The organism is Hymenobacter glacieicola (genome assembly GCF_014640315.1).
In the GTDB taxonomy this organism is placed as follows: domain Bacteria; phylum Bacteroidota; class Bacteroidia; order Cytophagales; family Hymenobacteraceae; genus Hymenobacter; species Hymenobacter glacieicola.
Genome location: NZ_BMGS01000001.1, coordinates 575,497 through 594,677, shown reverse-complemented (window position 1 = coordinate 594,677; position 19,181 = coordinate 575,497). Strand labels below are relative to the sequence as shown.

Genomic DNA, 19,181 nt, shown 5'->3' with positions numbered 1-19,181 from the left:
GCTTTTTATCTGCATTAGGTGGCCTAAGCCGACGTTTATAATAGAATGCGCAAGAGGGCCAGAGCCGCCGCGATGCCAACAATCAGCCACACTTTTTTGGCTCCCTTTTTTTCCTTGCTAGCACTATACGGAGGAGCTACGACAGTTTTCTGGTTTGCCGTTTCCGGTTTTGTATCCTTTGCTACCCCAACAGGCGGTGCGGTTACCAACGCTGGTTTGCCCGGTCCATCAGAAACTGGGGTGACGGGGGCTGCGGAAGCTACTGCACCAGCGCATAGCAACCAGCCAGCCAATACATACGAGTAAAAAGTACGCATTCGTAAAGATGACAAGAGGTATGAAAAACCCTAAGCTACAAGTCCCGCTGCACGCCTGCAAATCACTTACTGCTGTTCCCTTCTTCTCGCTGAAACCAGCTGGCGTATAGCACATAGTTATCGGCGGTGCGCAGCATGTTGGCGCGCTGCTCCTCCGTGACGGGCTTGATTTTGCGGGCCGGAATGCCGGCGTACAGGTAGCCCGGCTCACACTGCGTATTTTCCAGCACCACGGCGCCGGCCGCAATAATGCAGCCCGCCCCTATAACGGCCTGATCCATCACAATGGCACCCATACCGATGAGCACATCGTCCTCTACGCGGCAGCCATGCACCACGGCTTTGTGGCCAATGCTTACCCGCGAGCCGATGGTAGTAGCCGCTTTTTGGTAAGTGCAGTGAATCACTACCCCGTCCTGAATATTCGTTTTTTCTCCAATGCGGATGCTGTTTACATCGCCCCGCACCACGGCGTTAAACCACACGGTGCAGTCCGGGCCCAGCGTAACGTCGCCCACAATGGTTGCATTTTCAGCTACGAAACAGTTGGCTCCCAACTGCGGGTGTTTGCCTTGAACGGGTAGAAGTAGCGGCATGAGGTGGAATGGTGAGTTAGTGAGGTGACGATTTGGCGAGGTAGTGATGCAATGGGTTGGGCGAATGGCGAGCATGACAACCGCTTGTCATGCTGAGCTTGCGAAAAACCTTCTCACGTCAGCCCAACTTGGCAACAGTGGTTTGTTTATGCACGACTAGACCCGTCGCAAGTTCAGGATGACAGACGATTTCTTAGTTCGCAGATCCAAAATTTCACCGCTTTACCGGGCGAGCATACGTTTCCAGGTGCCTTTCTCCCAGTTATACTTGAGCGTGCTGGGTAGGGCCTGCCAGAAGTATTTGCTGGTTTCTACCGCGAAGCTGGGCTGCATGTAGCAGTTGATGGTGCAGCCCTCACACTGCGGCAGACGCCCTTCCAGAGCGGCCAGCTGCTGCACCGGGGCGGAGTTGTACAAGTCAAACAGCTGCCCCTCGATGGGGAATTTCTGCTCGCCTAGGTGGTAGCAGGGCAGCACCAGTTCGTTGCTGGGCGAAATAACCAGGGTAGTACTAGCGGCCCGGCAGACGGGCGCCGCGACGTGGTTACCCCCGTCGCGCCGGAGCTGAATAAAGGCCTCGTTCAGGTACACGCCCGGGCGCTTGCCAAAGGCCGAAAGGTAGTCCAGTTCTGCGGTGGTAAGCTGCTCGCCCGCATCAACGGCGTTGTACTCGAAAGCCGGGTTCAGAATGAGGACCAGCTTATTGGGCCGGGTGATTTGCTCGTACACCTTCTCCAGGTCCGGCAGGTTTTCCCGGAATACCGTGAAGAGAATGTCGGGCCGCTCCCCCAGTTCTTTGGCCACCCGGATGCTTTCCAGCACGAAATCAAAGCACGCCACGCCCCGGCCTTTGTCGTGCACTTCTTTCTCGGAGGCGTCGAGAGAAAAGTGCAGCATGTCGACCTTGCCCCGGAGCTTTTCTGCGTACTTCGGGTACAGCAGGCAGTTGGTGGTGAGAGTCGTGATGAACCCCATATCGTGGGCCAGGCCCACAAACTCGTGGATCTGGCGGTGCAGCAGCGGTTCGCCCCCGGTAAAGTCCACTACCGACACGCCTAAGCGCTTCAGGTCGCGCAGGTTGCGTTCCACATCAGCCAACTGAATGTAAGGCGAGGGCTTTTCCCAGATGTCGCAGAAAGAGCACCGGGCATTACAGCGGTAGGTAACGTAGTAATTGCAGAGAACCGGATGACGAACAAGGCGCATAGACAGGTAAAGGTACAGTACGAAGCCGCAAGCTGCCTTGCCTAAACCAGGCTACGGGGGAAAAGTAACGGCATGCAACTATTCCGGGCGTTCAGGGCTCGTTCTTCTGTTCATATTGTGCACTAATTACGTTTGCTATGCGACCCGCAGTATACCTTTTCTTAAGCTGGCTTTTGGCCGCAACCTCCCTTACCGCCTGCACGAAAGATGAGGTGGCTCCGGACACACTCGTATTCGGTCAGTTTTACGGCGAGTGCGCAGGCGAAAGGTGCATTGAAATCTATCAGCTTACCCCCCGCGCCCGCACGCTGGCCGAGGACACCCAGGACAAGTACCCCAGCTTTACCAGCCCTTACCAAGGCCAGTTTGTAGCCCGCTCCGCCACTGACTACGCTAAAGTCAGCGACCTACCCGACCTGATTCCAGCCAAGCTGCTGGCCGAGTCTGCGCACGTTATTGGGCAGCCGGACGCCGGCGACTGGGGCGGTTACTACGTGGAGCTGAACGACCACGGCACCCGGCGCTTCTGGCTGATTGACACGCAAAAGCAAAATATCCCGGCTTACCTGCATCCGCTGGTTGACACTCTTCAGAGCCGGATTGCGCAGTTGCAGTAGCCGGTCGGTTTTAGTGGGGCAAGCTACCCCAGGCAGGGTCCCAGTGGGTGGGGGTAGCGGCCAGGGCCTCCGCCGTTGCGGGACCGTAATGCTCCCGGTAGTAATTGCAGAAGCCTTTTAGGGGGCAACGGGCGCAATCGGGCTTGGTGAAGAAGCAGATTTTCTGGCCGTGCCAGTAATTGTGCTTGTGAAAGTTGAGCAGCAGCAGCGAATCCTTGGGCAGTTGCTCCAGCAACACTTGGTGGGCTTTTTCTACGGAGGCTTTCGGCCCGATCATGCCTACCCGCTGGGCCACCCGGTGCACGTGCGTATCCACGGGGAGCACCGGTTTGCGGAAGTTGAAGAGCAGCACCAAGGAGGCCGTTTTCAGTCCAATGCCGGGCATGTCGTTTAGCCACTGCATGCCTTTTTCCGTCGGCCACTCTTCCAGGAAATCCAGGTTATACTCGCCGCGCTCGGCCTTGATGCGGCGCAGAATTTCCTGGATGCGCGGGGCCTGCGTATCGGGCCAGCGGGTAGTCCGGATGGCGTGGGCCAGTTCTGCCGTCGGTGCCGCCACTACCCCTTCCCAGTCGCTAAAGGCCTCCAGCATCCGGTCGTAGGCCAGCTCCTCATCGGCGTGGGTAGTGCGGTGCGACAACACCGTGGATATCAGCTCCCGCATGGGGGAGCGGCGCGTGGTACCCTGGGTTAGCGGGGGGTAGAACTGGTCCAGAATCCGATGGTTCTCGTTGGTTTTTTCGGGCGCGGCAGAATCGTAGGTTATGGGCATAGCCGTTGTACCGCCGAGCCCGACGCGGGGTTACGCCCGCGGCCGTGTTATGGCCCAGCTCGCAGGCAGCTGGTACAGCTACCCCGGGTAGGGTATCCCACAAAAAAGCGGAGGCTCCCGTAGTAGGAGCCTCCGCTTTTACTTAGCTGTGGTAGCTATTAGATGGTGCCTTTTTCAGCAGCTTTCTTCAGCTTCTCGTTAGCGAAGATGGCTACTTCTACGCGGCGGTTGGCCTGACGACCAGACTCCGTCGAGTTGTCGGCAATGGGCTGCTTGGAGCCGTAGCCCGACACGGTGAAGCGCGAAGCGTCAACGCCTTGCTGCTGGGCATAGTTGGCCACAGCCTGAGCGCGGCGCTGGGACAGCGGGTCGTTGATGGCATCCGAACCGGTGTTGTCGGTGTGGCCTTCTACAATTACGTTAGTGTCGCCGTACTTGATGAGGGTTTTTGCCAGGTCTTTGATGTTTTCCTGAGCGGCCGAGGTCAGCGCGGACGAGTTTTTAGCGAACAGCAGGCCCGAGTCGAAGGTGATTTTAATGCCCTCACCTACGCGCTCCACTTTAGCGCCGGCCATTTCCTTTTGCAGCTCAGCGGCCTGCTTGTCCATGCGGCGGCCAATCAGGGCGCCACCGGCGCCACCCACGGCCGCGCCAATAATGGCCCCTTTGGCCGTACCCGACTTCCCACCGATTACGCGGCCCAGCACGGCACCACCAGCAGCCCCACCCAAACCACCGATAACGGCGCCTTTAGCGGTTTTGCTCCAGGGCTTTTTCGCAGTCGTCGTGGTTTGTGCTTCAGCGTAGCTGCTGCCCAGCAGCAAAACGGCCAGCAGCAAGGCAAACAAGGAACGAAGATTCTTCATGAGTTCAGAAGTAAAAGTGTGTTGGTGTGAAGTAAGAGGTCAATCTAGCGGCAAAGGTATTCGGTACAAATTTCTTTCGACTACCTCCTCTGTGAATACCTAGTTTGCAACCACCTTGCCAAAAACGCTTGGGCCCAAATAAAATTATGTAAAAACGTGTTCAGCTTACCCTACTACCCGATTTACCGCCGCCGTACTTGCCGCCAAACTCCTTCTGAGTCACGGCATTTTGCGGGCCGCTTTCCAAGCCGTGACCCGTAAAAATCCTTTTACTACCTATTCTCCATTTACCTACATAGAGGGCCTAAACCTGGAAATGAAGCACAAAAAAAGCCGCCCCCAAGGGAGCGGCTTTTTGCTTTGCAAAACGAAGGAAGATTAGAGCGTACCGTTTTCGGCGGCCTTCTTCATCTTTTCGTTGGCGTAGATGGCAATTTCAACGCGGCGGTTGGCCTGCTTGCCCTCGGCCGTGGTGTTGTCAGCAATGGGCTGGCTGGAACCGTAGCCCTTGCTCGTGATGCGAGCGGCATCAACGCCTTGCTGCTGGGTGTAGGTAGCTACGGCCTGGGCCCGGCGCTCCGACAGGGGCTGGTTGATGGCATCCGAGCCGGTGGCGTCGGTGTGGCCTTCTACCAGTACGTTGGTGTCGGGGTATTTCTTCAGGACTTCGGCCATCTTCTGAATTTCCGTCATGGAAGCCGGGCGCAGGTCGCTCTTGTTGGTATCAAACAGGATGCCCGAGTCGAAGGTGATTTTGATGCCTTCGCCTACGCGCTCCACTTTGGCGTTCTGCATGTCGCGCTGCAGTTCTTCGGCCTGCTTATCCATTTTGCGGCCAATCAGAGCGCCACCGGTACCGCCCACGGCAGCCCCGATAATGGCGCCGGCCGCCGTGCCCGACTTACCGCCAATTACGCGGCCCAATACGGCCCCGGCTACGGCACCAGCACCAGCGCCGATAGCGCCCCCTTTCACGGTACGGCTAGTGCCGGTTTTGCGCGGGCCCGTGCCGTTCGTGTCAGCTTCCGGAATGTTGGGGTTGCGGGTGTTGGTGCTGGCGCAGGAGCTTACGAAAAGCACCAGAGCCATCAATAGGGTCAAAAGTGAAGTGCGAGAAGTCATATTCTTGGAACTAGGGTGAAGGGAAAGAGGCGGGGGTGTTGTTTGGGCCTTCTTACTACGGTTAAGCAAAAAATGTTCGGCCAACATAGCGCAGCTTCTATACTACCCGAAGCCAGGCCACATCAAGCCAACAGCAGCAAAAAGCCCGCTGAATGCACCGCTTGTGCGTTCAACGGGCTTTTTCCAAAAAGCTTGCCGAAAATTAATCTGGCGGCCGATTGTGGCTTACCGCACCAGCACAGCCTTCTCAGCAGCAGGCACTTCCGCCGCTTTCAGCATAGTCAGCAAATCGGTAAGCTTTTGCTTGAGCTCCTTGCGGTCGACAATAAAGTCGAGGAAACCGTGCTCGAGTACAAACTCGGCGCTCTGGAACCCTTTGGGCAGGTCCTTACCAATGGTTTCCTTGATAACGCGGGGACCGGCAAAGCCGATCAGGGCGCCGGGCTCGGCAATGTTAAAGTCGCCGAGCATGGCGAACGAGGCCGTGACGCCGCCCGTGGTAGGGTCAGTCAGCAAGGAAATGTAGGGAATACCGGCTTCAGAGAGTAGGGCCAGCTTGGCCGAGGTTTTGGCCATCTGCATCAGGGAGTAGCCGGCTTCCATCATGCGGGCGCCCCCGGAGCGCGAAATCATCAGAAAAGGCAGCCGGTTCTGGCGGGCGTAGTCAATGGCGCGGGCAATCTTCTCACCCACCACCGAGCCCATGGAGCCCCCGATAAATTTGAAATCCATGGCGGCCACTACCAAACCCAGGCCGTTCAGCTGGCCGTGGGCCGCGCGGACGGCATCCTTAAGGCCCGTGTTTTTCTCCGTAGCGGCTACGCGCTGGGGGTAGGCCTTGGTGTCCACAAAGTTCAGCGGGTCAGCCGAGCGTAGGTCGGCGTCCAACTCCTGGTACTCGTGGTTATCGAAGAGAAAATCAAAGTAGTCGGCCGCGTCAATCCGGTCGTGGTGGTGGCAGCTGCCGCAGGTAGAAAGCAGGCGCTTGTGCTCGGCCATGGTAGCCACGGTTTTGCACTCGGGGCACTTGTACCACAGGCCGTCGGGCGTCTCCTTCTTCTGTTCCGTGGGCGTGACGATGCCTTTTTCTTTGCGCTTAAACCAGGAAGACATAGGGTATGGGATGCTTAGAATCGGTGAGGGAGGGGAAGGCCGGGGAGGGCGGCGGCTACCGGACTGGGGTTGCTTCCACGGTGCAAGTTAAGCCAGATGATGAAATTGTGATTTAGTGAAGTGGCGAAATTGTGAAGTGGCGAGTGAAATGGTGAATGCGTGAAGTAACAAGCACTGACCCGTCATCCTGAGCATTCACCAACTCACCATTGCGCTGCTTACGCCAGCGTGATGCGGTCGTCGAGGTACACGTCCTGAATGGCGTGGAGCAGGGCTACGCCTTCGGCAAAGGGGCGCTGGAAGGCTTTACGGCCCGAAATCAGGCCCTGCCCGCCGGCGCGCTTGTTGATGATGTCCGTTTTGAGGGCCGCGTCCTGGTCGCCGCTGCCCAGGCTTTCGCCCCCGGAGTTGATGAGGCCGATGCGGCCCATGTAGCAGTTGGCCACCTGGTAGCGGGTCAGGTCGATGGGATGGTCGGAGGCGAGTTGGCTATACATGGCCGGGTGGGTTTTTCCGAAGCCCAGGGTGCTGAAACCGCCGTTGTTTTCGGGCAGCTTCTGCTTGATGATGTCGGCCCCGATGGTAACGCCCAGGTGGTTGGCCTGGCCCGTGAGGTCGGCGGCCACGTGGAAGTCCTTGTCCTTGGTTTTGAAGGCGTTGTTGCGGGTGTAGCACCAGAGCACCGTGGCCATGCCCAGCTCGTGGGCCCGCTCAAACGCCGCCGCTACCTCCTGAATTTGCCGGTTCGATTCTTCGGAGCCGAAGTACACGGTAGCGCCCACGGCCGTAGCGCCCAAGTTCCAGGCTTCCTCCACCGAGCCAAACAGAATCTGGTCGTAGGTAGTGGGGTAGGTCAGCAGTTCGTTGTGGTTGATTTTGACCAGAAACGGAATCTTGTGGGCGTAGCGGCGCGCCACGGTCCCGAAGGTGCCGAAGGTGGTAGCCACGGCGTTACAGTCGCCTTCCAGGGCCAGCCGAATGATATTTTCGGGGTCAAAATACATGGGGTTCGGACCGAAAGAGGCGCCAGCGGTGTGCTCAATTCCTTGGTCGACGGGCAAGATGCTGAGGTAGCCGGTGCCGGCCAGGCGGCCGTGGTTGTAGAGCTGGCCCAGGCTGCGCAACACCTGGGGGCTGCGGCTCGACGGCACGAAGTAGTTGTCCAGAAAATCGGGGCCGGGGCGGTGCAGCTGCTCCTTCGGGATGGTGTGGCACTGGTGCTCCAGCAAAGCCCGGGTTTCCGGGGCGAGGTCATCGAGGATAGAGGCCATACATAGAACGGGTTAGTTAGGAAAGGAATGAAGGGGGCATACGGTAAATATAGCCAGGAAGCCACGTCGGCGGGCCCTGGTTGGGTAGCACTTCCGGCCCCGGGCCCGTACCTTGCCACCCGAATGCCCGGCTTCCAGCCCGCTTCCTACCCTTCGCCCTCCTTTGTACTTCGCTCGTGAAAAGCTTTTCTACCCTCACGGTGGCCGCCCTGCTCGCCGCCGCTACCCTGCCCGGCTGCGTAGCCTCCAAGAAATACGACGACCTAAAAGCCCGCCAGACGGCCACTGAGCAGGCCAAAACCGACCTGGAGCGCCAGCAGCGCCAAGCCGTAACGGAGTTGAAAAAGGCTTCCGATGAGCTGGCCCAGCTGCGCCTCGACACCCGCCGCCTCGTGGACGACTCCACCGAAACCGGCCGCAACCTGCGCCGCATGCAGCAACTGAACACCCAGCTGACTGACTCCTACGACAAGCTGCTCAAGAACTCCGACCGCGCCATGGCTGACAAGTCGGCCGACTACAACAAGGTAGCCAAGGACTTGGCCCGCCGCGAAGCCGAGCTGGGCGAGCTGGACACCAACCTAAAGAAAAGCCGCGCCGACATCGACAAGCTGAACGCCGACCTGAAAGTGCGCGAGGCCCGGCTGGCGGAGCTGCAAAAAGCCCTGGCCGAGAAAGACAAGGCCGTGGACGACCTCAAAGCCAGCGTGACCAACGCCCTGCGCGGTTTTCAGGGCACCGATTTGCAGGTAAAAATGAAGGATGGCAAGGTGTACGTATCCCTTTCCGAGCAGCTCCTGTTCAAGTCTGGCTCCACGAAAGTAGACCCCAAGGGCCAGGAGGCCCTGAAGCAGCTGGCCACCGTGCTCCAAAACCAGCCCGACGTGAACGTGGTAGTGGAAGGCCACACCGACAACGTGCCCTTCAGCCGCCCCACCGCCGCCATGCAGGACAACTGGGATTTGAGCGTACTGCGCGCCACTGAAATTGCCCGTTTGCTTACCTCGGGCGGCGTGGCCCCGGCCCGCGTCACGGCTTCGGGCCGCTCCCAGTACGTGCCCGTTGCCCAGAACGACTCGCCTCAAAACAAGGCCCTGAACCGCCGCACCGAAATCATCCTGACGCCCAAGCTCAACGAGCTGCTCAAGATTCTGGACAGCAACTCTACGGCGGGCGGGAAATAGGTGGTGAATACTCGATAAGTAGGTAATAAATACTACATTAATCCACTACTGGGCTGACTTGCCGTTCAACAGCTCTTCTTATGATGACTTACCTCCTGGTTTAGGACTCACTATTGCTTACACTAAACATATTTCGTATGCCTTCTTTCTCTTTAATGCGTGTACTACTCACGTACAGTGTACTGTTATTTAGTACCTCGCAGGTGTTTGCCACGCATGCGCGGGGAGGTGAAATTTCTTATGAGCCGGTAAGTGGCTTGGCAAACCGATACCACATCACAGTGAAACTCTATGAGTTTATTGGCCCTGTAGTGGCATCAACTAATAACATTACGCTCGTGTGTGGGCGAGGTGGCTGCTCCGGGGCCTTGCCAGGTAGCTTCAAGGTCCCGTTAACTGCTTCCCGAAGGTTTGTTCTTTCTCCCTTTAATTGCGGAGGCGCGAGTGACATTCGGGTAGTGATTTTTGAAACCGAAGTGCAGCTGCCGCCCGCACGATGGATTTTGAATGTATCTGATGTAAACAGAACAGGAGGTATAGTCAACATACCCGGTTCCATCAACCAGGGTGAATACATTGAGGCGTTGCTCGATAACTCAACTGGTCTGGCTAACGCATCCCCGAAGTTTATTAATGCCGAGTTTCCTACCCCGCAAGGCAATCAATTACAGCGGTATAGCTTTAGCTCCTTCGAGCCTGATGGTGACTCTTTAGCTTACCAACTGGTGACTCCTATGGATGGGGGAAGTGACTTTGCGGCTTCTATTATTCCGTGTGCTCAACCGGTCGTTGGGTACACCCCCACTCCGTTTGCTCTTGACCCTGCTACCGGCGAAGCTACCGCAGGCCCTGCCGCACCTGTAGCTGGCTTTTTTGCCTTGGCGGCGAGAGTACAAGAGTACCGACGTATCAATTCTGTCTGGACTCTGATCGGCAGCGTCACGCGCGACATTACGTACGCAGCTAGCGCCGGCGGCAACTCTAACCCTACCTTCACCGCTCTTCGAGTAGGAAACACGGCTCAACCGTTCGATAAAGCCATACGAGTTAATCCGGGCCAAACCGTAGCCGTTACCCTCGACGCCACGGATGCGGATGCTGGCCAAACCCTGGGTTTCAGCAGCGGCGCTACTACCACCGTACCCGGCGTAACCCTCCAGACCCTGTCACCTACCCAACTGCGCCTGACCTGGCAAGTTCCGGCTGGCTTGCCCGTAGGCCGCTACCGCATTCCCGTGACCGTAACTGATAACGGTTGCCCGTTTAATGGTACTGAAGTTCGGACGCTCACTTTTTTGGTAACCAGCCAGATTCTGGCGTCTACTTCTTCTCGCCTACCCGTTGCAGTAGCGGCCTATCCTACTCCCTTCCGCGAGCAGGTTCGGCTCCAGCTTGCCCAGCCTACCCTGCAACCTATTACTGTGTTCGATGGTCTGGGTCGCGCGGTAGCTCAGCTTACCAGCAGCCCCGACGGTAGCGTACTCTGGCAACCCGCTGCCACCTTACCTTCGGGTTTGTACGTTGCCCGTACTGCCAACGGGCAGCAAATACGGCTGCTGCGCGAGTAGCATAAACTTCCTCTTAACGCCCACGGCCGGCCTCCCATTATGGAAGCCGGCCGTGGGCGTTAAGAGGAAGTTTACCGTCTACCTAGAGGTTGGCAGGTTCACGATGACGCGGGCGAAGTAGAAGCCGCCGTTGTAGCCGAATTGGTTGGGGTTGTAAATGGTGCGACCCCGGTTGGTGTTGTCGCGGGAGGAGTTGTAGGCCAGGGCGCCCACGGCTACGTTTTGCTCGTTATTCAGCTCATTCACGCGGTACTTGTCCGGGTACACATCGAAGAGGTTGCTGGCCCCTACCGTCAGGCCAATCTGCTTGGTTACTTGGGCGCTCAGCGTCAGGTCGGTTACCCATTTGGCCGAGAAGGTTTGGTCGATGCTGGAGAACAGGAAGCCGTTGTTGGCACCGGGATTATCCAGGCGGGCATCTTTGTACTGCACGGCCCCGAAGCGCACCGTGCGCGCTTCCACGCCGAAAATCCCCAGGGCGTAGCCGGCTGTGAGGTTGATTTTGCTGCGGGGCTGGGCGTTTTCCAGGCGGCCGCGCTGCTGGCGGTCAAAGAGTGTATTCTGTAGACCAGTTTGGTCGGCGTCGATAGTGGACGAGCTGTTGACTTTACGTACTTCGGTTTCGTTGAAGTTGGCGGCCACTGTCAGGATCAGGCGGCCCGGGCCCAGGTCCAGGCGCTGGTTGGCTACCACATCAATGCCGCGAGTACGGGTGTTCACGGCGTTAGCAAAAAACTGCACCTGGCTTACCGGCAAGTTCCCCAGAATGGCGGCTACCGTGGGGTTGGCACGGCTAAACTGGCTGCTGAGTACAATCCGGTCCTGAATATCAATCTGGTAGGCATCCAGCGTGATGGTACCGGTTTTCAGAATGCGCGCCGTCAGGCCCAGGCTATAGTTCTTCGACTTTTCCTGCTTCAAAGAGCCAATACCAAAGCCCTGCTGCCCCGCGCCGCCCGCCGTAAAGCCGTTGCGCACAATGGGGTTATCGTTGTTCACGGTCAGTACCTGGTTGGGGGCGCCCTGCACGAATTGGGTGCTGGTATTGGTGAAGTAGCGCTGCTGCAAAGAGGGAGCCCGGAAACCGTTGCTGATTGCCCCGCGCACGGCTACATCGGGCAGGATGCTGTAGCGGGCGGCCAGCTTACCGCTTACGTTGTTGCCGAAATCGGAGTAGCGCTCGGCCCTACCTGCCACGCTCACCAGCAACTTTTCCGTGATGTCACTTTCCAGATCCACGTAGCCGGCCGTGTTGGTGCGCGAGCGGTTTAGGGCATCGGAGGGCTGGTAGCCGGGAAACACCTGGGCTCCGGCCGCCGCAAAGGTCGGTGGCGGACCCGGCGCAATTACGCGGCCGTAGTTTTCGTAGGAGCCTCGCTCACCGGCCTCAATCTGGTAGTTGTCGTCGCGGTATTCGGCCCCGAAGGCTACGTTCAGGGTGCTCAGCACGGCCACGTTGGTAAAGCGGCGCGTGAAGTTTAGGTTGCTCGTGTTCTGGCGGAAGGCAATGGTGCCGGCGTAGAAATTCGTGGGGCTGATGCCAACGGGTAGCGAAGCGTTGAGCGTGTTGCTAATGTCAAAGGCAATTTCGTTGCGGCCGAAGGTGTTGCTCAGGTCAATATCGAAGCCCAGCGCCCGCGCCCGCAGCCCCGTAATAATCGACTGGTCGATGATGGTGGTATTGATAAAGGGCAGGAAACCGTTGGAGTACAGGGTGGCATCAGTTTGGGTAATTTGGTTGGGCAGGCGGTAGAAGCCGGCGGCCTTGCCCGTGCGCCGGGAGGCTCCGGCCGTTACGTAGGCCTCCAGCCCAACCGCGGGCACCAGTGTATAGCCAAAGTTCAGGAAGCCCCCGTAGGTGCGGGCCTCCGACTGACCCAGGCGCAGGTTGCGCCGGTCGTAGCCGCGCTGGGCCACCAGGGCGTCGTCCTGGGCCTTCAGGTTGCGGCGCAGTTGCTCGGTGTTGGCGCTGGCAGGATACGTACCGCTGTTCCCGCCCAGGTAAATCAGCGGGGCCGTATCTACGCCGCTGCGGTTGGTGTAGCCGCGGTTGCTGAACTGCCCGCTCAAATCCAGGTAGCCCCGCCCGTTGAGACCCACGCCCACGTTGGCATCGGCTTGGTACAGGCGGCCGTCGCTCTCGTAGGTTTGGCCCACGGTGCTGCTGGCCTGCACGCCGGTGGTGTCGTCCTTGAGCTGAATGTTGATGACGCCGGCAATGGCATCGGAACCGTATTGGGCGGCAGCCCCGTCGCGTAGCACCTCAATACGCTTGATGGACGCATTCGGAATCGTGTTCAGGTCAGTTCCTACCGAACCGCGGCCCACCGTACCGTTGATGTTTACCAGGGCCGAGGAGTGGCGACGCTTGCCATTCACCAGCACCAGCACCTGGTCGGGCCCGAGGCCGCGCAGGGAGGCCGGATCGACGTGGTCGGTACCATCGGAAATAGCTTGCCGTGACGACTGGAATGAGGGCGCGATATAAGTCAGAATCTGCGAAACGTCGGTTTGGGCAAAGACCTTGATTTCGCGGGCCGAAATAACGTCGACGGGCGAGGTAGTCAGCACATTGGAGCGGCCTTCCGTGGCCCGCGAACCGGTGACTACCACCTCATTCAAGTCAGTGGCGGCATCTTGCAGGCGCACCTCGAGGGTAGTGCGGCCGTTAAGCGGAATCTGCTGGGTAGCCGAACCCACTGCCGACACAACCAGCGTAGCCGTAGGCGACACAGAAAGCTCGAAACGACCGTTGCCATCGGTGCTGGTGCCGTTGGTGGTGCCGCGTTCCAGCACCGTGACGCCCGGTTGGGTTTGGCCGGCGGCATTGGTCACGCGCCCCGTGACGGTGATGTTCTGGGCTTGCGCCTGGCTTACCAGGGCAATAGCAACGGCGGGCAGGAGGAGAAGTCTCTTCATACAAACTGAAATAAGGTTTCAAACAGCATATGACTTGCAGAATCTCCCGGCGCAGCAGACTACAATTGAGTCAATATAATCACAGAATGGTAATACTCAGCAATACAACCGTTCGACCTGCCAAACGAAGGCAGGCACTGTAAGCGCGTTATCCTCCGTAATCAGCCCTTACTGTAGCTGTAAGCAGGCTTCACTTCCTGCGTGAACCCGCGCAGTTGTCAATCTGAGTTTTCTGCGCATCAAGCCTTACCGCTACTCCCCAGGCTTTATCGACGAGTAGATAAGCCCGTTTCGATAAAGAACAGAAAAGCCGCCCAGAACTCATCTGGGCGGCTTTTTTAGTAAGGCGGTCAACGCTTAGAAGGACAGGTTTACGCGGCCGAAATAGAAGGCGCCGCTGTAGCCGAACTGGTTGGAGCTGTAGGGAAAGCGGCCCCGGTTGGTAGCATCCAGCGTAGAGTAGGTCAGGCTCTGCTCGTTGTTGTTGGGGTCCTGGTAGAGGCGGTCGGGGTAGACGTTGAAGAGGTTATTGGCCCCGATGCTTACGCCCACGTTCTTAAGTACCTGAGCGCTGAGCACCAGGTCGGTCACCCACTTGGCCGAGAAGGTCTGGTCGATAAAGGAACGCTCGGGGTTGGCATCCTTGGTCTGGATTTCCCCGAAGCGCACGGTGCGCAGGTTCACGCTGAACATCCGGTAGCCGTAGTCGGCGCTCAGGTTGATTTTGCTGCGGGGCTGACCGTTTTCGAGGCGTGCACGCTGGGCCCGATCAAAGAGCGTGTTTTGCAGGCTGGGGTTAGCGTCGATGAAGGGCGAGCTGTTAAAGCTGCGCACCGTGGTTTCGTTGAAGTTGGCGGCGGCCGTCAGGGTCAGGCGGCTTTCGGCCCCGAGCTGCAACCGCTCATTGGCTACAATATCCACGCCGCGGGTGCGCGTGTTCACGGCGTTGGCAAAGAACTGGATGCCCTGCACCGGTAGCGTCCCGAGAATGGTGTTCACGGCCGCGTTGCCGCGGTTAAACTGCGAGGACAGCACAATCCGGTCGTCGATGTCAATCTGGTAGGCATCCACGGTCAGCGTAATCGTTCTGAGCACGCGCGCCGTCAGGCCCAGGCTGTAGTTCTTCGACTTTTCCTGCTTTAAAGAGCCAATGCCGAAGGCCCGGGTCAGGGGGTCGTCGTTGTTGGTGGTCAGTACCTCGCGCAGTTCGCCGCTGGTAAACTGCGTGCTGGAGTTCGTGAAGTAGCGCTGCTGCAAAGAGGGAGCCCGGAAGCCGTTGCCCAGGTTACCACGCACGGCCAGGTCGGGCAGAATGCTGTAGCGGGCCGCTAGCTTGCCGCTCACGTTGTTGCCAAAATCGGAGTAGCGCTCGGCCCTACCCGCCACGCTCACCAGCAACTTTTCCGTGATGTCACTTTCCAGATCCACGTAGCCGGCCACGTTGGTGCGGGTACGGTCGGTGGCATCCTGGGGCTTGTAGCCGGGGAAGCCCTGGGCCCCAAAGGCTGCGCGGGCCCCGTTCACGGTGCGAGTACCGGCCAGGTAGGAGCCTTCTTCCCCGGCTTCAATCTCAAACATATCGGTGCGGAACTCGCCCCCGAAGGCTACGTTCAGGGTACTCAGGGCAGGTACACTGGTGAACTTGCGCGAGAAGCCCAGGTTCACGGTGTTCTGCTGAAAGATGAGCGTGCCCGCGTAAAACTCCGTGGGACTGGTGCCTTGGGGCAGCGAAGCGTTCAGCGTATTCGTGACGTCGTAGCGCAGGCTGTTGCGGCCGTAGGTGTTGCTCAGATCGGCCGCGAAGCCCAGGACGTTGCCGCGCACGCCGGTAATCAGCGAGGCGTCATCGACGGTGCTGTTGATAAAGGGCAGGTAGCCGTTGGGGTAAATCGTCAGGTCGCTTTGGGTAGCCTGGTTGGGCAGGCGGTAGAGGGCGCCAGCCCGACCGGTGCGGCGGGTGAGGCCGCCCGTTACGTAGGCTTCCAACCCCAGGCTGGGGGCCAGGGTGTAAGCTGAATTCAGGAAGCCCCCGTAGGTGCGCACGTCGGAGCTGCCCACCCGGATGTTGCGGCGGTTGAAGCCGCGCTCGGCTACCAGGGCGTCGTCCTGGGCCTTCAACTCGCGCTTTCGCTGGTCGGTGTTGGCGCTGGCAGGGTAGTTACCGTTGCTGCCGAGGTAAATCAGCGGAGCCGTGTCGGGGCGGCTGCGGTCCACGAAGGAGCGGTTGCTGAACTGCCCGCTCACGTTCACGAAACCGCGCCGACCCAGCCCGAAACCGGCGTTGGCATCGGCCTGCACCAGCTCCCCGTCGCCTTCTACGGTCTGGCCCACGGTGCTACTGGCAAATACGCCGGTGGTGTCGTCCTTGAGCTGAATATTGATGACGCCGGCAATGGCATCGGAGCCGTACTGAGCCGCCGCGCCCTCGCGCAGTACCTCAATGCGCTTGATGGCCGCGGGCGGAATAACGTTCATGTCGGTTCCTACCGAACCGCGGCCGGGCGTGCCGTTGATGTTTACCAGGGCGGAAGTGTGGCGGCGCTTGCCATTCACCAGCACCAATACCTGGTCGGGCCCGAGGCCGCGCAGGGTGGCCGGGTCCACAAAGTCAGTGCCATCAGTTACCGTCTGGCGGCTGCTTTGGAAAGACGGGGCAATGTAGGTCAGAATCTGGGTGACATCGGTCTGGGCGTAGGCCTTGATTTCGCGGGCCGAAATAACATCGACGGGCGAGGTGGTCAGGATGTTGGAGCGGCCTTCGGTAGCGCGGGAGCCGGTTACCACTACCTCATTCAGGGCCGTTTCATTGTCGGTGAGGCGCACGTCCAGGCTGGTACGTCCGTTCAGGGGCAGCTGCTGGGTAGTGGCACCGATGGCGGAGAAAACCAGGGTAGCCGTAGGCGCTACCTCCAGGCGGTAGCGGCCGTCAGCATCGGTGCTGGTGCCGTTGGTGGTGCCGCGCTCCAGCACGGTTACGCCCGGCTGGCCCTGCCCGGCGGCATTGGTCACGCGCCCCGAAACAGACACGTTTTGGGCAACAGCAACAAAGCTGGTCAGCGACAATGCCGCGGCCAACCCGATTCGGCTTGGGAAAAGAGAGTTCATAAGAAACGGAAAAAGGGAAATACGGCCAGCCATCAGCGCCCACCCGGGGGCCGCGGCCGGTTCAACTCACAAAAGGATCTGGTTTACCTCCATCAACACGTGCCCGGGACTTAGGTAGGGCAGCCGCCAGCGGAACTGACGGCCTTTCTGCCGCATACGCAACCCAAGGGCCAATGGCCGGTAGCGTTCAGCTCAAAAGGAAAGCAGCCGGAGGAAACGAAAAATCGGGCAGCAAATAGCCCAGGGCTGCGCAGCCGCAGCCGCTCACTTTACCAACAACAGCAACAGCAGCCTGCCCCCGCACTTGCTACCCCAGCAGCAGGCGAACAAGATGTGTGCAGAAAAACGCCAGTTGGTTTCAACCGGCTAGCCTGCCAAGCAGAAGCGGCTGAGGAATAATTTTTCACGCGGCAAAGGTAAAAGAGGCCGACCGATTCACTTATTTGGGCGGCAAGTGCGGATACTACAACCAGCCGCCGGTTTTGTTTGTCCTACCCTCTCGTTTTGGTTGCTACTTGACTGGAGTATGGCCATAAACTTAAAAAGCCGTCATGCAGAGCACTTGTTGATGACAACAGCAGCCAAGCAAGACGCTGCGTGCTGCTTGCTGAGCCTTGGTCGTTAACAACGTGTTCATGCATTAGGCGTGGCACCTCTATTGACCCTGGTGTATTCTTTAGCCTAGAGGTAAGCCTGCCACCACTGCCCCGGCAACGGCCCGGCGGCTACATCTACGCGCTGGCCGGGGGCAGGTAACAGCAGCTTCACGGCGGGGCTGGCGGCGGCAACCAGGCGGTCGGCGGGTTGGTGCCAGCTGTGGAAAGCCAGGTTGAACGTGGCCCAGTGCAGGGGGAGCAACGCCCCGCCGCCCAGGGCCCGGTAAGCCACCAGCGCCTCATCGGGACCCATATGGATGTCGGCCCACTGCTCATCGGCGGCACCAATTTCGAGCATCACCAGGTCGAAGGGGCCGTAGGCGGCGCCAATTTCCCGGAACCCGGACTCGTAGGGGCCAGAGTCGCCGCCGAAAAAAGCGCGGTGCGTAGGGCCGAGCAGGCACCAGGAGGCCCAAAGCGTATTGTCGCGAGTGAGGCGGCGGCCGGTGAAATGCCGGGCCGGCGTGGCCGCCAGCGTGTGCGTCTCTCCTACCTTAACTTCCTGCCACCAGTCCAGCTCCGTTATCTGGGCGGCGGGTACGCCCCAGCGGCGCAGGTGGGCCCCTACCCCCAGCGGACAGTAGAAGTTTACGCCCGTAGGCGCCAGCGCCCGAATAGCATCTTTGTCGAGGTGGTCGTAGTGGTCGTGGGAGAGAATAACGCCATCCAGTTCGGGCAACTCGGCCAGCGGCAGCGGCGGGGCGAAAAAGCGCTTCGGCCCCAGGGCCACCGGCGAGGCCCGCCGCCGCCACACCGGATCGGTCAGGAACCGCTTGCCATCTAGTTCAAGTAGGGTACTCGAATGTCCAAGCCAGGTTACGCGCAGGGCGGCAGGGGGCACGGGTTCCTGCAATGCTCCCGCATCGGCGCGGAAAGGGCCCAGTGACCGGCGAGGCTCCCGTTCCTCCTTCCCCAGCAGCCAGCGGCGCACCAAGCGCCCATAGTTCATCGACATGCTGGTGGGCACGGTGTTCAGGTACTTTTTGCCGGTAAAGCGCGAAGGTGTTTTCATAGAAATCAGGGGCTCAAGAGGCAAGCCTGCCCCCGTTGACGGTATAGCACGGCTTTTACCTTATGGCAGCCGCAAAAACGAGCCGCTACCAGGCCCTCCCTTCCCTCTTACCCACCGCATAGGCAATCCTTACGGCAACAGCTGCCGCACCACCGGCCACGCTCGCAGGGCCCACTGCTGCATCTGCTTGCCGGAGTAGTGCAGCCCGTCATTGGCAAACTGGGTTGGGTCGCCGGCCGCGGCGCGGGTCAGGTCGGTAATATCCACGAAGGCCACGCCGGCCTGGGTGCACTCCTGCCGGGCCACGGCGTTGTACTGGTCGATTTCCGAAGCAATCCGGGCTGGGTCCATGCGCCGGGCGTAGGGCGACTGACCCCAGTCCGGGATGGACAGCACCACCACCCGGCCCGGGCGGCCGCCGGCAAAGCGAATGGCCGTTTGCAGCAACTCCCGAAACTCGGTGCGGTAGGTAGCCAGTGGCAGTCCTTGGTACTGGTTGTTCACACCAATAAGCAACGAAACCAGCTCGTAAGTCCGCATATTGTTGCGAGCCCGAATAGCCTGGAGTAATTGGGAAGTAGTCCAGCCGGTTTGGGCAATGATGTCGGGGGACTGAATCCCGGCCGTCTGGCCCTGCCGGGACAACTGTACGCTCCAGCGGTCGGCTTCGGCTACACCCTCGCCAATGGTATACGAGTCGCCGAGGGCCAAATAGCTAACCGGGGCGCTGGTGGGGGCCGGCGCGGTGGGCCCGGCAGGACGTGGTGCTGGGTCGGAGGTGGGCTGGGTGCAGCTGAACCCCAGCAGCAGGAAGAGAAAAGGTAGAATCCGCATCAGGAAGTCCGGCTCATAGGAAA

At 59.4% G+C, this 19,181-nt stretch carries 15 protein-coding genes; 3 read left to right on the top strand and 12 right to left on the bottom strand.

The genetic code is table 11. The annotated features are described in order from the left end of the window. Positions 1–35: 35 nt before the first annotated feature. The 3 genes from IEW18_RS02530 to IEW18_RS02520 form a co-directional block, all read right to left on the bottom strand. Positions 36–317, bottom strand: a complete 282-nt coding sequence (locus tag IEW18_RS02530; RefSeq protein ID WP_188556226.1) for a hypothetical protein — start codon at positions 315–317, stop codon at positions 36–38. Between the two features lie 62 nt (positions 318–379). Next, entirely contained in the window at positions 380–913 is a 534-nt protein-coding gene (locus IEW18_RS02525) for a gamma carbonic anhydrase family protein (RefSeq protein WP_188556225.1), read from the bottom strand. A 222-nt stretch (positions 914–1,135) separates the two neighbouring features. Then, positions 1,136–2,119, bottom strand: a complete 984-nt coding sequence (locus IEW18_RS02520; protein WP_188556224.1) for a radical SAM protein — start codon at positions 2,117–2,119, stop codon at positions 1,136–1,138. Between the two features lie 173 nt (positions 2,120–2,292). Between IEW18_RS02520 and IEW18_RS02515 the strand changes: the two genes are divergently transcribed. Next, a complete protein-coding gene (locus IEW18_RS02515; protein WP_188556223.1) occupies positions 2,293–2,736 on the top strand; it encodes a hypothetical protein in 444 nt (147 codons plus the stop codon). A gap of 10 nt (positions 2,737–2,746) precedes the next feature. On the opposite strand, the gene IEW18_RS02510 is transcribed toward IEW18_RS02515, so the two are convergent. From IEW18_RS02510 to IEW18_RS02490, 5 genes are all read right to left on the bottom strand, one after another. Then, on the bottom strand, positions 2,747–3,508 hold the full coding sequence (locus tag IEW18_RS02510) for an endonuclease III domain-containing protein (protein WP_188556222.1): 762 nt from the start codon (positions 3,506–3,508) through the stop codon (positions 2,747–2,749). A gap of 158 nt (positions 3,509–3,666) precedes the next feature. After that, positions 3,667–4,374, bottom strand: coding sequence for a YiaD family glycine zipper/OmpA-like lipoprotein (locus IEW18_RS02505; protein WP_188556221.1), 708 nt, complete (start codon positions 4,372–4,374; stop codon positions 3,667–3,669). A gap of 378 nt (positions 4,375–4,752) precedes the next feature. Further along, positions 4,753–5,496, bottom strand: a complete 744-nt coding sequence (locus tag IEW18_RS02500) for a YiaD family glycine zipper/OmpA-like lipoprotein (protein ID WP_505670401.1) — start codon at positions 5,494–5,496, stop codon at positions 4,753–4,755. A 225-nt stretch (positions 5,497–5,721) separates the two neighbouring features. Next, positions 5,722–6,609 (bottom strand): acetyl-CoA carboxylase, carboxyltransferase subunit beta, encoded by an 888-nt coding sequence (gene accD / locus IEW18_RS02495; RefSeq protein ID WP_188556219.1) that lies wholly within the window; start codon positions 6,607–6,609, stop codon positions 5,722–5,724. Between the two features lie 218 nt (positions 6,610–6,827). Then, positions 6,828–7,880 (bottom strand): class I fructose-bisphosphate aldolase, encoded by a 1,053-nt coding sequence (locus IEW18_RS02490; protein WP_188556218.1) that lies wholly within the window; start codon positions 7,878–7,880, stop codon positions 6,828–6,830. A 176-nt stretch (positions 7,881–8,056) separates the two neighbouring features. Between IEW18_RS02490 and IEW18_RS02485 the strand changes: the two genes are divergently transcribed. Both IEW18_RS02485 and IEW18_RS02480 read left to right on the top strand, forming a co-directional pair. Further along, positions 8,057–9,064, top strand: a complete 1,008-nt coding sequence (locus IEW18_RS02485) for an OmpA family protein (protein ID WP_229728567.1) — start codon at positions 8,057–8,059, stop codon at positions 9,062–9,064. Positions 9,065–9,942: 878 nt separating this feature from the next. Then, positions 9,943–10,632: a T9SS type A sorting domain-containing protein gene (locus tag IEW18_RS02480; RefSeq protein WP_188556217.1), complete on the top strand. Its 690-nt coding sequence runs from the start codon at positions 9,943–9,945 to the stop codon at positions 10,630–10,632. A gap of 78 nt (positions 10,633–10,710) precedes the next feature. On the opposite strand, the gene IEW18_RS02475 is transcribed toward IEW18_RS02480, so the two are convergent. The 4 genes from IEW18_RS02475 to IEW18_RS02460 all read right to left on the bottom strand — a co-directional run bounded on the left by IEW18_RS02475 (position 10,711) and on the right by IEW18_RS02460 (position 19,158). Then, positions 10,711–13,551, bottom strand: coding sequence for a TonB-dependent receptor (locus IEW18_RS02475; protein ID WP_188556216.1), 2,841 nt, complete (start codon positions 13,549–13,551; stop codon positions 10,711–10,713). 357 nt (positions 13,552–13,908) lie between these two features. Next, a complete protein-coding gene (locus IEW18_RS02470) occupies positions 13,909–16,656 on the bottom strand; it encodes a TonB-dependent receptor (RefSeq protein ID WP_188556215.1) in 2,748 nt (915 codons plus the stop codon). Positions 16,657–17,337: 681 nt separating this feature from the next. Then, a complete protein-coding gene (locus tag IEW18_RS02465) occupies positions 17,338–18,324 on the bottom strand; it encodes an MBL fold metallo-hydrolase (protein ID WP_188556214.1) in 987 nt (328 codons plus the stop codon). A 129-nt stretch (positions 18,325–18,453) separates the two neighbouring features. Then, positions 18,454–19,158 carry an SGNH/GDSL hydrolase family protein gene (locus IEW18_RS02460; RefSeq protein WP_188556213.1) on the bottom strand — a complete coding sequence of 235 codons (705 nt, stop codon included), beginning with the start codon at positions 19,156–19,158 and terminating at the stop codon, positions 18,454–18,456. Positions 19,159–19,181: the final 23 nt, after the last annotated feature.